This is a genomic window from Streptomyces sp. CBMA123 (assembly GCF_014596465.1).
In the GTDB taxonomy this organism is placed as follows: Bacteria; Actinomycetota; Actinomycetes; order Streptomycetales; family Streptomycetaceae; genus Kitasatospora.
On sequence record NZ_MECK01000138.1, the window covers coordinates 1 to 13,905 of the forward strand.

Below are 13,905 nucleotides of genomic sequence, written 5' to 3' on the forward strand. Positions count from 1 at the left end.
CTTCCGCCGGGCCGCCCAGCCGGCGCTGCCCGCCCCCGGGCCGACGCCGGCCGCGGCGACCGAGACCACGCCCGACGCTTCCCCCGTCACCGAGAAGGACTCCTGATGAGCAGCGCCACCGACCGCGACCTCGACTGGCTGTTGGAAAACCTGCTGGCGGCGACCCCCGGCACCCGGCACGCCCTGGTGCTCTCCGCCGACGGTCTGAAGCTCTGCCACACCGCCGGGCTGAGTGCCGACCAGGCGGACCAGCTGTCCGCGATCGCCTCCGGACTGCAGAGCCTGGCGCACGGCGCCTCGATCGAGTTCGGTGACGGCAGCGGCGGCGTGCGCCAGTCGATGACCGAGTTCCACGGCGGCATCCTGTGCATCGTGGCGGCCGGCGAGGGCGCGCACCTCGCGGTGGTCACCGACGACGACGCGGACGTGGGCGTGGTCGGCCACAACATGCACGGCCTGATCGAGCAGATCGGCATCCACCTCAGCGCACCCGCCCGGGACGCGGAAGCGGAAGCCGACGGGGCCGCCGGGCAAGAGAGCGCCGGGATATGAACGCCGGGCCGGTGCTGCCGGGCCGGGACGACGACCCGGACCGCCTCTACACCATCACCGGGGGCCGCAGCCGTGCCCCGGAGAACGCCTTCGACCTGGTCACCCTGATCGTCGCGGAGCGGCAGCCGGCGCCGGGGATGCAGTCGGAGCACGTCCGGATCCTCGGGATGTGCGAGGCGCCGACCGCCGTCGTGGAGGTGGCGGCGGAGCTGTCGCTGCCGATCTCGGTGGTGAAGATCCTGCTCGGGGACCTGCTGGAGTCCGGGGCGATCACCGCCCGCCACCCCAGGTTCGCGCCGAACAAGGCCCGGTTGCCCGATCTCGACACGCTGAAGCAGGTGCTGCATGGCCTCCAACGGCTCTGACCTCCAGGACGGCCGGTCCGCGGCACGCACCCCGCTGCGGGCGACCGCCGACAACGCGCTGAAGATCGTCGTGGTCGGCGGGTTCGGGGTGGGCAAGACCACCCTGGTCGGCTCGGTCAGCGAGATCCGCCCGCTGAACACCGAGGAGGTGATGACCCGGGCGGGGGAGGGCATCGACCCGGCCGGCAGCTGGGGCAAGCGCTCCACCACGGTCGCCTTCGACTTCGGCCGGATCACCCTGTCCGAGCGGCAGGTGCTCTACCTGTTCGGGGCGCCCGGCCAGGAGCGCTTCTGGTTCCTCTGGGACCGGCTGTTCAGCGGCGCCCTGGGCGCGGTGGTGCTGGTGGACACCCGGCGGTTGGAGGACTCCTGGTACGCGATCGACCGGCTGGAGCACCACGGCACGCCGTTCGTCGTCGCCCGCAACAACTTCGGCGAGCCCGGCCACACCCTGGAGCAGGTCCGTGAGGCCCTGGACCTGCCGCCGGAGGTACCGCTGGTGGACTGCGACGCCCGCGACCGCGACTCCGGCAAGCGGGTGCTGATCGCGCTGGTCCACCACCTGGCCGCGCTGGCCGGGGCCGACCCGGCCGCGCTGGCGGAGTCCGAAGCCCCCGCCGGGGCCGATGCCGCGACCGTCCCTGCCGGGGCCGGGGCCGGGGCCGGGGCCGCTGCCGCCGAGCCGACCGCCTCCGCCGTGACCGCCCCCGCCGGAGCACCCGACGCGATCTACGAGGAGAGCACCCCGTGACCGAGCCCGCCGTCACCCCGCCCCCGGGCTGCCCGGCGCACGCCGGCGCCACGCCGCTGTACGGGCCGCGCTTCCAGACCGACCCGGCCCAGCTCTACCGCGAACTGCGTGCCGCGCACGGCCCGGTCGCCCCGGTCGAGCTGGCCGGCGGGGTGCCCGCCTGGCTGGTCATCGGCTACCGGGAGCTGCAGCAGGTCACCGGCCAGCCGCAGCTGTTCGGCCGGGACTCCAGCCGTTGGCACGCGTGGGAGACCCTGCCCGCCGACTGGCCGCTGAAGCCGATGATGGCTCCGGTGCCGTCGATCCTGTACGCCGAGGGCGAGGAGCACATCCGCCGCTCCCGGGCGGTCACCGACGCGCTGGCCGGGATCGACCCGTACGAGCTGCGCAAGCACGCCGAGGAGATCGCCGACGGGCTGATCGACGAGTTCGCCGGGCGCGGAGAGGCCGACCTGGTCGCCGAGTACGCGCACCGGATGCCGCTGCTGGTGCTGTGCCGGGTGCTCGGTCTGGACGAGGAGCAGGCGCCGCAGCTGATCGCGGCGCTGCTGGCCATGCTGGACGGCGGCGCGGACGCCCCGGCCGGCGCCCAGCGGCTGCTGGAGCTGATGCTCGCGCTGGTGGAGGAGAAGGCCGAGTACCCGGGGGCCGACGTGGCCTCGCGGATGCTGGAGCACCCGGCCGGGCTGACCCACGACGAGGTGATGCGCGACCTGCGGGTGCTGCTGATCGCCGGTCACCAGCCCAGTTCGTACTGGATCTCCAACGCGCTGCGGCTGATGCTCACCGACGAGCGCTTCGCGGCCTCGCTGGCCGGTGGCCGGCGCAGCATCAGCCAGGCGCTCAACGAAGCGCTCTGGGAGGACACCCCGACCCAGATCTTCGCCGGCCGCTGGGCGGTGCGGGACACCCAGCTCGGCGGCCAGCGGATCGCCGAGGGGGACATGCTGCTGCTCGGTTTCGCCGGGGCCAACGCGGACCCGTCGGTGCGTCAGCCCGACGGTCGCCCGGCCGAGGGGAACCGGGCGCACATGAGCTACTCGTACGGCGAGCACGGCTGCCCGTTCCCGGCGCAGGAGGCGGCCGAGGTGATCGCCACCACGGCGATCGAGGTGCTGTTGGACCGGCTGCCGGACCTGCGGCTGGCGGTGGCCGAGCACGCGCTGGTGTGGCGGCCCTCGGCCTGGGTGCGCGGGCTGGTGGCGCTGCCGGTGTCGTTCACCCCCGGTCACTGAAACGCGTCTTGCGGATCTTCGCCGGGCCAGCCAAGATCCACTGGACGTGCACAACCGTTCGAAGTTTCGCCACGTCAAGGAGTGCTGCCGCCGATGACCGCTGCCCCGGCCCCGATCGCCCTCGACCCGCTGGCCCGCGACAACGCCGCCGAGGGCGCCCTGCTGCGGGCCGCCGGTCCGGCGGTGCCGGTCGTGCTGCCCGGCGGGGTGGCCGCCTGGGCGGTGAGCCGGCACGCGGCCGCGCGTGACCTGCTCACCGACGCCCGGCTGGTGAAGGACGCCCGGCACTGGGCCGCCTACCAGCGCGGCGAGGTGCCGAAGACCTGGCCGCTGATCGGCCTGGCGGTGCCCGGCCCGAGCATGGTGACCACGGACGGCGCCGAGCACCGCCGGCTGCGGGCGCTGGTCGCCCAGGCCTTCACCCCGCGCCGGGTCGAGCTGATGCGCCCGCGGGTCGAGGAGATCACCCACGCGCTGCTGGACGCCCTGGCGGCCGGGGAGCCGGTGATCGACCTCAAGTCGGCCTTCGCCTTCCCGCTGCCGATGACGGTGATCTGCTCGCTGCTGGGCGTCCCGGAGTCGGACCACGGGCTGCTGCGCGACCTGTACGAGCGGTTCTTCGGCATCAAGCCCGACCCGGAGGGCATCCAGGCGACCGTCGCCGGGCTGAACGCCTTCGTCAACGGCCTGGTGGCGCAGCGCCGTTCGGCGCCGGGCGACGACCTGGCGAGCGTGCTGCTGGCGGCGGACACCGAGGGCGGGGCGCTCACCGACGCGGAGGCGGCGGCCACCCTGCGGGTGATCATCGCGGCCGGCCACGAGACCACGGTCAACCTGATCGGCAACGCGGTGCGGGCCCTGCTGGCGCACCCGGACCAGCTGGAGCTGGTGCGGGCGGGCGAGGTGTCCTGGGACGCGGTGGTCGAGGAGTCGCTCCGCTGGACGCCGCCGACCAGCAACTTCCTGTTCCGCTTCGCCGCCGAGTCCATCGAGGTCGGCGAGTTGGTGATCCCGGCGGGCGACCCGGTGCTGGTCTCGTACAACGCGATCGGCCGGGACCCGCTGCAGCACGGGGTGACGGCCGAGCTGTTCGACGTCACCCGGGACCCGACCCGGCACCTGTCCTTCGGGCACGGCCCGCACGTCTGCCCGGGGTCGCCGCTGGCCCGGCTGGAGGCGGGGATCGCGCTGCCGGCGCTGTTCGAGCGCTTCCCCGGGCTGTCGTTGACGGTGCCGGACGGCGAGCTGCGGCCGAGCCCGTCGCTGGTGGTGAACAGTCTGCTGGAGCTGCCCGTCCGGCTCTGGTGACACTCGTTCCGACGTTGCGACGGTTCGTCGTCCCGACGTCCCGACGTCCCGACGTCCCGACGGTTCGTCGTCCCGACGTCCCGACGTCCCGACGTCCCGACGGTTCGTCGTCCCGACGTCCCGACGTCCCGACGGTTTTACGGTTCGTCGTTCCGACGGTTCGTCGGGCGCGGGGCCCGTCCGGTTTCCGGGCGGGGCCGTGCTGTGCGGCGGTCGCGGTCGGCGTTTCGGAGGTCACGGTCGGGGCACCGCTACGGGAAGGTCGACCATGGACCTTGGCGGCGGGGAACGGCTGCGTTAACGTCGTCGAATCAGTTCGGCCGTCCGCTCGTCCAGCGATCTCCGTACGCCCATCTCCGGTACAGCGCAATGTCGTTCAGCCCACCCCAGGCAGCACGCCCTGGCGAGGAGGACCGCATTGACCCTCAATCAGACCACGCCGTCCGCGCGTTCCCGCCGCAGGCTGGTGGCCGCGCCTGCCCTGCTGGCGGCGCTGGCCCTGACCGCGGCCTGCTCGAACAGCTCCAGCGGTTCGGGTGACGGCGGTGGAGCGGCCCAGACGCTGACCGGCGACTGCGCCAAGTACCAGCCGTACGCGGGGCATTCGGGCACCACCGTGACGATGTTCGCCTCGATCCTCAGCCCGGAGTCGGACAACCTGGAGAAGTCCTGGGCCGAGTTCGGCAAGTGCACCGGGATCAAGATCAGCTACGAGGGCTCCAACGACTTCGAGTCCCAGCTGCCGGTCCGGGTGGCCGGCGGCAACGCCCCGGACTTCGCGATCATCCCGCAGCCGGGCCTGCTGGCGCAGATGGTCAAGAGCGGCAAGGTGGTCAAGCCGCCGTCCCAGACCGTCGCCAACCAGGACAAGTGGAGCCCGGTCTGGAAGACCTACGGCTCGGTCGACGGCACCTTCTACGCGGCCCCGATGAGCGCCAACATGAAGTCGCTGGTCTGGTACTCGCCGAAGGCCTTCACAGCGGCCGGCTACCAGGTGCCGAAGACCTGGGCCGACCTCATGGCACTCAGCGACAAGATCGCCAAGGCGGGCGGCCCCAAGCCCTGGTGCGGCGGCATCGCCTCCGGCACGGCCACCGGCTGGCCGGCCACCGACTGGCTGGAGGAGGCGGTGCTGGGCACCTACGGCGGCGAGGTCTACGACCAGTGGGTCGGCCATCAGGTGAAGTTCTCCGACGAGAAGATCACCACGGCGATGCGGACCGTCGCCGACTGGATGCTCAACCCGGCCTGGGTGAACGGCGGTTACGGCGACGTCAAGTCGATCGCCACCACCACCTTCCAGGACGCGGGCGCGCCGATCCTCACCGGCAAGTGCGCGATGCTCCAGCAGGCCTCCTTCTACGAGGCCCAGTGGCCCAAGGGCACCAAGGTCGCCCCGGACGGCGACGTCTTCGCCTTCCGGCTGCCCGCCGTCAACCCGGCGATCGCCAACCCGGTCGAGGGCGGCGGCGAGTTCCTGACGGCCTTCTCCAGCCGGCCCGAGGTGCAGGCGGTGCAGAACTACCTGTCCAGCTCGGACTGGGCGAGCAGCCGGGTGAAGACCGCGAGCGGCTGGGTCTCGGCCAACCAGGGCGTGGACAAGAGCCTGTACACCGACCCGATCGACAAGCTCTCGGCGGAGGCGCTCACCGACCCGAGCGCGACCTTCCGCTTCGACGCCTCCGACATGATGCCGGCGGCCGTCGGCTCCGGGCAGGAGTGGAAGTCGCTCACCGCCTGGTTCGCCGAGGGGCAGTCGATCCAGAAGGTCGCCGGCGACATCGACGCCGCCTGGCCGAAGTAGTCCGCCGCCCGGCGGACCAGGGGACCATCCGCCGAGGGCGGTGCGGGGCCACCCACCCGCACCGCCCGCCCCCTTCCGGGCTCCGGCTTCCCTGCTCCTGCTTCCCTGCTCCCGCTCCCGCTTCCCCGCTCCCGCTTCGCACCGGACGAACCGAAGGGACGTGCAGCCATGCCCGTATCCGGCTCCCCGCCGGCCGCCGACTCCCTGGCCGTCGGCGCCTGGGGCGACGCGGCGGTCAAGTTCGGCAACAGCTTCGGCGCGATCGCGGGCTTCCTCGGCATCCTGCTGGTGGTCTTCCTGGTGGCCGGGCGGGCCCGGGGCCGCCTCGCCCGCCCGCTGGCCGTCCTGGTGTTCCTCGGCCCGGCCGTCCTGCTGCTGGCGGTCGGCCTGGTGGCGCCGCTGATCCGCACGGTCTACCTCAGCCTGCACAGCGCGGACGGCGGCACCTTCGTCGGCGGCGAGAACTTCGGCTGGGCGTTCACCACCGACTCGGTGCGGCAGGTGCTGCTCAACACCCTGCTGTGGCTGGTGGTCGCGCCGCTGGTGGCGACCGGCCTCGGCCTGGTGCTGGCGCTGCTGGTGGACCGGATGCGCGGCCAGGCGGTGTACAAGTCGCTGATCTTCATGCCGATGGCCATCTCGCTGGTCGGCGCCTCGATCATCTTCAAGTTCGTCTACGAGGCGCGCGGCAAGGACCAGCCGCAGATCGGCCTGCTCAGCCAGCTCGCCCACGCGGTGGGCTGGTCCGACCCGCCGAACTGGCTGCTCAGCCAGCCGCTGAACACCTTCCTGCTGATGGCCGTGATGGTCTGGGTGCAGACCGGCTTCGCGATGGTGGTGCTGTCGGCGGCGATCAAGGCGATCCCGGACGAGGTGGTGGAGGCGGCCCGGCTGGACGGCGCGACCGGGGTACGGCTGTTCTGGCACGTCACCGTGCCGATGATCCGCACCACCGTGATGGTCGTCCTGACCACCGTCATGATCATCACGCTGAAGGCCTTCGACATCGTCCGCACCATGACCGGCGGCAACTTCGGCACCCAGGTACTGGCCAACGAGATGTACTCGCAGACCTTCGGGCAGTACAACGACGGGCGCGGCGGCGCCCTGGCGGTCCTGCTGTTCCTCGCGGTGCTGCCACTGGTGGCCTACAACATCGTCCAGCTGCGCAGGGAGCGTGAGGTGCGATGAGCACTCCTGAGGCGAAAGCCGTCGGTGGCCGTCCTGGTGAGGGGAGCCCGGTGCGGAAGGCCTTCAGCAGCCCGCTGGCCTCGGTGTTCGTGATCGCGATGACGGTGCTCTGGACGATCCCGACCCTCGGCCTGCTGGTGACCTCGCTGCGTCCCAAGCAGGACGTGACCGCCGACGGCTGGTGGAACGCCCTGCTCCACCCGGACTTCGGCCTCGGCAACTACCACGCGGTGCTGTTCGAGGGCGGCTCGGGCGGCTCCACCGGCCTGATGCCCTTCCTGGTGAACTCGCTGGCGATCAGCATCCCGGCCACCCTCTTCCCGCTGGTGCTCGCGGCGATGGCGGCGTACGCGCTGGCCTGGGTGCGGTTCCGGGGGAGCGACACGGTGTTCTTCACGGTGTTCGCGCTCCAGGTGGTGCCGCTCCAGATGGCGCTGATCCCGTTGCTGCGGCTGTTCTCCAGCGGTGCGCACCTGGGCTCGCTGACGCTGATCCCGGCGGTGGACCTGAAGGGGAGCTACGCGCCGGTCTGGCTGGCGCACACCATGTTCGCGATGCCGCTGGCGGTGTTCCTGCTGCACAACTTCATCGCCCAGCTGCCGCGCGACCTGATGGAGGCGGCGGTGGTGGACGGCGCCTCCCACTTCAAGATCTTCCGGTCGATCGTGCTGCCGCTGTGCGCCCCGGCGCTGGCCTCGTTCGCGATCTTCCAGTTCCTCTGGGTCTGGAACGACCTGCTGGTCGCGCTCACCTTCGCCGGCGGCACGCCGGAGGTGGCACCGATGACGGTCCGGCTGGCGCAGTTGTCCGGCTCGCTCGGCGGTCGCTGGGAGCTGCTCACGGCCGGGGCGTTCCTGTCGATCATCGTGCCGCTGATCGTCTTCTTCAGCCTGCAGCGGTACTTCGTGCGGGGGCTGCTGGCCGGGTCGGTCAAGGGGTAGTCCGGACGGCTCCGGCGTGGAGGGGGTGGTGGCCAGAGACTTCTGAACGTGTTCAGAAGTAACTTTTGAACTTGTTCAGAATGGTCTACAGTCGGCAGCGGCAGAGGCGTCGAGCACGCCCGCCCGCGGACCGTCCGGAGGACGGCTTCCGCCTGCCCGCCGACCACCGAGGGGGAGCCATGCCAGGCCCGTCCACGCCTGCCCCGACCGATCCACAACCCGCGCCCGGCCCAGGGCCGTCGCCGGGTTCGGGACCGTCGTTCGATCCGGGGGCGCCGTCCGGCCCCGAGCCGTTCGACCCGTACCGGCCCGGTGGCCCGTACCGCTCGCCCGGCGTCCCCGTGCCCTCAGTCGGGAGCCGGCTGCGCGCCACCGACCCCGAGCGGCAGGCGGCGGCCACCCCCAGGGTCCTGCTGTTCGCCCTGCTCACCGGTCTGCTGACGGCCTGGCTGCTGTACGACGGGATAGGTGCCAACCTGCTGATCTGCGGCGCCGCCACGGCCGTCGCCGCCGGGCTCGTCGCCCGGGCGGCCGGCCGCCGGATCCGGCCCTGGACGGCCGTCTGGAGCCTGCTGGCCCTCGCCCTGCTCGCCGTCCCGGCCCGGTGGGACGCGGGCTGGCCCGCACTGCTGGCCGCCGGCTGCGCACTGGGCCTGGCCTCGCTGGCCCTGCACGGTGGTCGCCGCTGGCCGGGGGTGCTGTTCGCGCTGCCCGCCCTTCTCTGGCAGCTGATGCCGGGCGTGGCCTGGCTCTGGCAAGGCCTGGAGGGCCGGCCACTGCCCGGCCGCGGCCGGATCGTCCCGGTGCTCAAGGCGCTCGCGGTCGCCGCCGTCCTGCTGACCGTCTTCGGCCTGCTGTTCGCCAGCGCCGACGCCGCCATGGCGGACCTGCTGGCCGGGCTCACCCCCAGCCTCGACGTCCACCAGTTGCCGCTGCGCGGGCTGCTGTGCGGACTCGGGACGCTCGCCGCGCTGGGCTTCGCGCACATCGCGGCCGGTCCGCGCCGATGGGACCGCCTGGTGATCCGCCCGGGGCGGGAACGGCGACGGCTGGAGTGGGCGCTGCCCCTCGTCGCGCTCAACCTGATGTTCGGCGCCTTCGCGGTGATCCAGGCGGTGGTGGTGCTCGGGGGCGCGGACGCCGTGCTGAGCAACACCGGGATGAGCCGCTCCGCGTACGCCCGTCAGGGCTTCTGGCAGCTGAGCGTGATCACCGTGCTGACCCTGGTCGTGGTGGCCGTCGCCAGGCGCTGGGCCCCGCGCACCACACCGGCCGACCGCCGGCTGGTCCGGATCCTGCTCGGGCTGCTCTGCCTGCTCGCGCTGGTCGTGGTCGCCTCGGCGCTCGGCCGGATGTGGTTCTACGTGGACGCCTCCGGCCTCACCCGGCTGCGGCTGTGGGTGCTGGTGGTCGAGATCTGGCTGGGCGTCGTCTTCCTGCTGCTGATCACCGCGGGGCTCACCCGCGGCGCCGGCTGGCTGCCGCGCGCCGTCGTCCTCAGCGGCATGCTCACCGTCGCGGTGTACGGGCTGATGGGACCGGACGCGATGGTCGCGGAGCAGAACGTGGCCCGGTACGAGCGGTCGCTCCAGATCGACCTGCGCAACGTCCGCGACCTCTCGGCGGACGCGGTACCCGCCCTGGACCGGCTGCCGGAGCCACAGCGGTCCTGTGCACTGCAGCTGATCCGGCGCGATCTGGACCAGGACACCCGCCCCTGGTACGCGGCCGGCGGCTCGGTCGCCGGGGCCCGGCAGGCCCTGCGGGAGCGGCCGTTGATGGAGGGGTCGCAGTCGGGGCGGGGGCCCTGCAAGTGGGCCGGCCTGGTGTCGGCGGGGAGCTGGTAGCGGGCGGATCCGGGCGCGGGGCGGGGCGGGCGCGGGGCCGGAGGCGGGGGCGGGCCGGGGAACCGGTCGGGCCGGGGAAGCGGTCGGGCCGGCCGGGAGCGTGCTGCTCCCGGCCGGCCCGTGGCGGCTGTGGTGCGGGTCAGTGCATCGCGATGCCGGCGTTGTCGCCGCTCGGCAGGTCGCTGGCCTTCGCCTTGATCACGAACAGCGCGACCAGCAACGCGACCCCGGCGAGCGCCGCGCCCACGATGAAGCCGTGCGAGATGCCCTGGGCGAGCACCGAGTTGGCGGCGTCGGAACTCGGTGGGAAGTCGTGCTTCTCCTGGAAGTAGGCGAGCTGGTCCGGCGAGGCGGCCTTCAAGAAGCCGGGCAGCTGCGCCTTGAACTCGGGCACGGCGTAGTGCGCGAAGACCGTGGTCAGGATCGACAGGCCCAGCGAACCACCGATCTGCTGCATCGAGTTGAGCAGGCCGGACGCGGCGCCGGTCTCCTCGCCGGGGACACCGGCGACGGAGAGCAGCATCACCGGGACGAAGATCAGACCCATGCCGAAGCCGAAGATCACCGTGGGGGCGAGCACGCCGTCCAGGTAACCGCTGTCCTTGTGGATCTGGGTCAGCCAGGTGAGGCCGATGGTGACCAGCAGCGCGCCGCCCGCCATGAACGGCTTCGGGCCGTACTTGGCCTGGAAGGCCGAGGCGATCTGCGCGGCGATGATGATCGACACACTGATCGGCAGGAAGGACACGCCTGCCTTGAGCGGGCTGTAACCGAGCGGTCCCTGCACGAACAGGACCACGTAGAAGAAGATGCCGAACATGGCCGCGGCCAGGCAGAGCATCATCACCAGGCCGCCGGTGCGGTTGCGCTCGGCGAACAGGTGCAGCGGGGTGATCGGCTGGTCGGTGCGCCGCTCGATCACGACGAACGCGGCCAGCAGGATCACGCCGGCCGCGAAGGAACCGAGCGTCAGACCGTCCGACCAGCCGTCCGAGGCGGCCCGGATGAACCCGTACACCAGGCTGACCAGACCGAGGGTCGAGGCGAGCGCGCCGGGTATGTCGAAACGGCCCGGGTGGCGCTCGGACTCGGTGATGTAGCGCGGCGCGGCGATCGCGATCAGGATGGCGATCGGCACGTTGACGAAGAACACCCAGCGCCAGTTCAGGTACTCGGTGAGCAGGCCGCCCGCCAGCAGGCCGATCGCGGCGCCCGAGCCGGCCACCGCCGAGAAGACGCCGAACGCCTTGTTGCGTTCCGGCCCCTCCTCGAAGTTGGTCGCGATCAGGGCGAAGGCGGTCGGTGAACAGATCGCGCCACCGATGCCCTGGAGCGCGCGGGCGGCCAGCAGCAGGCCGCTGTCCTGGGCGAAGCCGCCCAGCAGCGAGGCCAGGCCGAACAGCAGGGTGCCGAAGATGAACACCCGGCGGCGGCCGAGGATGTCACCCGCGCGACCGCCGAGCAGCAGCAGCCCGCCGAAGGTCAGGGTGTAGGCGTTGATGACCCAGGACAGGTCGGTGGTGGAGAAGTTCAGCGCGTCCTTGATGCCCGGCAGCGCGATGTTCACGATGGTCGCGTCGAGCACCACCATGAGCTGGGTGGCCGCGATGACGGCCAGGGTGATGCCCTTCCCCCGGCTCTGGTCGCCTGTCGGTGGTGAGTTCTTGCTGAGCGTGTCGGAAATAGCCACGAATGTGCCCCCTGCTGGCTACGTGCTCGGTGCTTGGGTGTCCGGAGCTTGGGTGCTTGGGTGTCTGGAGCTTGGAGTCTCGGGCGTCCGGGGATGTCGCGGATCCGCCGGCCCGAACGTGCTGCTGCGCGAGGGCGCAGACTGGGAAGGAACGGTGCCGTTCACTAAGCTGGACGATATCCTGGGTCAATAGTGAACGCAAGCGTTCCTTAAGGATGGTGGCGATGGATCGGTTGATACGGCGCCTGTCGTCGGACCGGAAGCCCGGTCGGACGGCAGCCCGGGCGGCGGAGGACGGGAGTCCGCCGCCGTCGGCGCCGGTGGAACCCGGGGTGGCCGGGGGCCCTGGCGGGGCGGGGGGCCCTGGGGGCTCCGTCGGCATGGTGGAGCCCGGCGCGCTCCCGGCGGCACCGGAGGCCGGGCCCGAACCCTGCTGCCCGATGCGGGTCGCCCGGGAGGCACTGGCGAGGCCGGTACGGCGTCGGGGGAAGGAGTTGGAGAACGCGATCTTCGAGGCCGCGCTCGACCAGCTCACCTCCGGCGGTTACGCGCGACTGACGATGGAGGGCGTCGCCGTTGCGGCGCGGACCGGTAAGGCCGCGCTCTACCGGCGCTGGGCGTCCAAGGTCGAACTCGTCATCGACGCCCTGGACTCCACTCTCCCACGCCCTTACGGCATTCCCGATCTCGGGTCCGCCCGGGCCGAGTTGCTGCAGCTCATCGAGGTGTTCGCGGATGCGATCTGCTCCCGCGCGGGCGCCGCCCTGCACGCGCTGATGGCCGAACTCTCCCAACAGCAGGCCGAGGTGTTCAAGGACTTCATCGTGCAGCGGGTGATCGGGCCGACCAAGGACACCGTCCTGGACATCCTCCGTCGCGGCGTCGAGCGCGGCGACGTCCGCCCCGACGCGGTCACCCCGCTGGTCGCCGACGTCGTCCCGGCGATGCTGATGTTCCAGGTGAAGGTCTTCGACCGCGGACTCGCCCCCGACTTCGCGGCCCGGCTGGTGGACGACGTGTTGGTGCCGATGGTCCGGCAGCCGTAGGCGGTTGCGGGTGGACGCCGGGGCGCCGCGGGGCGGCGATCGGTCGGCCTCGTGGCGCTTCCAGGCGGCCGTCGGGCGGTCCCGAGGTGGCCCGCGCCGGGCGGGACCGGCGTGCCCGTGAGCTGGCTTAGGCTGGAGGCTGCCCCCATCGGAGTGGGCCGCCTCGCCCGACCGGGCTGTTCCGCCCGACGGGGCTGCTTTGCCGAACGGAGTCCGTCATGCCCATCGTCCCGCCGACGCACTCCGTCGAACGCTCGCTGCGCCGGGCCGGTGCCAAGGTCGTGGTCGGGCTGGACGAGGTGGGTCGCGGCGCCTGGGCCGGACCGGTCACCGTCGGCGCGGCCGTCACCGGCCTGCGCAAGCCGCCGGAGGGGCTCACCGACTCCAAGCTGCTCACCGTGCTGCGCCGCGAGGCCCTCGCGCCGGTGCTCGCCGGCTGGGTCACCGCGTACGCGCTCGGTCACGCCTCGCCGCAGGAGTGCGACGAACTCGGCATGACGGCGGCCCTGCGGCTGGCGGCCGTCCGTGCGCTGGAGGCACTGCCGGTCGAGCCCGACGCGGTGATCCTGGACGGCAAGCACGACTACCTCGGTGGCCCCTGGCGGGTTCGCACGGTGATCAAGGGCGACCAGTCCTGCATCTGCGTCTCCGCCGCCTCGGTGCTCGCCAAGGTCCACCGCGACGGGCTGATGGCCGAACTCGGCGAGGCGCGCCCGGAATACGGCTTCGCGGACAATGCCGGCTATCCGTCCCCGGTGCACCGCGCCGCGCTGGAGGAGTTCGGTCCCACCGAGCACCACCGGCTCTCCTGGGCGTACTTGGACGCACTGCCCGAGTGGCGTCATCTGAAGCGCGGTCGGGACGTCGCGGGCGTCGGCCAGGGATCCGCCGACGAACAGTTGACGCTCGGTTTCTGACGGTCCGTCTTGAATTGCCCCGGGTGGGGTGAGGGGTGTCGAGGGGCCAATGGGTGGGCCGCCCGTGCGCGTTCGACCGGCATTTGATAGATATCCGGGTATGCCTGTCTTCCCCGAGGAGCCGGAGATTCACGAGAGCCTCCCGGGCCCCGGCGTTCCCTTCCCCCGCGAGTCGGACGCACAAGCCCTCCACGCGCCTGCCAACGGCGGCGCGCCCGCCACCGCCCCCACCACGACCGCCGTCGCGCCGCTCCCGGT

At 72.2% G+C, this 13,905-nt stretch carries 12 protein-coding genes; 11 read left to right on the forward strand and 1 reads right to left on the reverse strand.

What is annotated here, in order from left to right; translation table 11 throughout:
* Nucleotides 1-105 precede the first annotated feature (105 nt).
* From BG452_RS17590 to BG452_RS47690, 9 genes are all read left to right on the forward strand, one after another.
* A complete protein-coding gene (locus BG452_RS17590; RefSeq protein WP_188305260.1) occupies nucleotides 106-552 on the forward strand; it encodes a roadblock/LC7 domain-containing protein in 447 nt (148 codons plus the stop codon).
* Nucleotides 549-917 (forward strand): DUF742 domain-containing protein, encoded by a 369-nt coding sequence (locus BG452_RS17595; protein WP_188305261.1) that lies wholly within the window; start codon nucleotides 549-551, stop codon nucleotides 915-917. The genes BG452_RS17590 and BG452_RS17595 overlap by 4 nt, the downstream gene beginning before the upstream one ends.
* Nucleotides 898-1,668, forward strand: a complete 771-nt coding sequence (locus tag BG452_RS17600; RefSeq protein ID WP_188305262.1) for a GTP-binding protein — start codon at nucleotides 898-900, stop codon at nucleotides 1,666-1,668. The genes BG452_RS17595 and BG452_RS17600 overlap by 20 nt, the downstream gene beginning before the upstream one ends.
* Nucleotides 1,665-2,903 carry a cytochrome P450 gene (locus BG452_RS17605; protein ID WP_188305263.1) on the forward strand — a complete coding sequence of 413 codons (1,239 nt, stop codon included), beginning with the start codon at nucleotides 1,665-1,667 and terminating at the stop codon, nucleotides 2,901-2,903. Before BG452_RS17600 ends, BG452_RS17605 begins: the two co-directional genes overlap by 4 nt.
* 93 nt (nucleotides 2,904-2,996) lie before the next feature.
* Nucleotides 2,997-4,211, forward strand: coding sequence for a cytochrome P450 family protein (locus BG452_RS17610; protein WP_188305264.1), 1,215 nt, complete (start codon nucleotides 2,997-2,999; stop codon nucleotides 4,209-4,211).
* A 418-nt stretch (nucleotides 4,212-4,629) separates the two neighbouring features.
* On the forward strand, nucleotides 4,630-6,015 hold the full coding sequence (locus BG452_RS17615) for an ABC transporter substrate-binding protein (RefSeq protein WP_188305265.1): 1,386 nt from the start codon (nucleotides 4,630-4,632) through the stop codon (nucleotides 6,013-6,015).
* 168 nt (nucleotides 6,016-6,183) lie between these two features.
* Complete coding sequence (locus BG452_RS17620) at nucleotides 6,184-7,206, forward strand: carbohydrate ABC transporter permease (RefSeq protein WP_188305266.1); 1,023 nt, start codon at nucleotides 6,184-6,186, stop codon at nucleotides 7,204-7,206.
* Nucleotides 7,203-8,147, forward strand: coding sequence for a carbohydrate ABC transporter permease (locus BG452_RS17625; protein WP_188305267.1), 945 nt, complete (start codon nucleotides 7,203-7,205; stop codon nucleotides 8,145-8,147). Before BG452_RS17620 ends, BG452_RS17625 begins: the two co-directional genes overlap by 4 nt.
* A gap of 341 nt (nucleotides 8,148-8,488) precedes the next feature.
* A complete protein-coding gene (locus BG452_RS47690; RefSeq protein WP_188305268.1) occupies nucleotides 8,489-9,994 on the forward strand; it encodes a DUF4153 domain-containing protein in 1,506 nt (501 codons plus the stop codon).
* A gap of 139 nt (nucleotides 9,995-10,133) precedes the next feature.
* Here BG452_RS47690 and BG452_RS17635 read toward each other — a convergent pair whose 3' ends face one another.
* On the reverse strand, nucleotides 10,134-11,684 hold the full coding sequence (locus BG452_RS17635) for an MFS transporter (RefSeq protein WP_411292966.1): 1,551 nt from the start codon (nucleotides 11,682-11,684) through the stop codon (nucleotides 10,134-10,136).
* A 494-nt stretch (nucleotides 11,685-12,178) separates the two neighbouring features.
* On the opposite strand from BG452_RS17635, the gene BG452_RS17640 reads away from it, so the two are divergent.
* Together BG452_RS17640 and BG452_RS17645 are read left to right on the forward strand one after the other, a co-directional pair.
* Nucleotides 12,179-12,730 (forward strand): TetR/AcrR family transcriptional regulator, encoded by a 552-nt coding sequence (locus BG452_RS17640; protein ID WP_188305269.1) that lies wholly within the window; start codon nucleotides 12,179-12,181, stop codon nucleotides 12,728-12,730.
* 218 nt (nucleotides 12,731-12,948) lie between these two features.
* Nucleotides 12,949-13,647 (forward strand): ribonuclease HII, encoded by a 699-nt coding sequence (locus BG452_RS17645; RefSeq protein WP_188305270.1) that lies wholly within the window; start codon nucleotides 12,949-12,951, stop codon nucleotides 13,645-13,647.
* The last annotated feature ends 258 nt before the right edge of the window (nucleotides 13,648-13,905 follow it).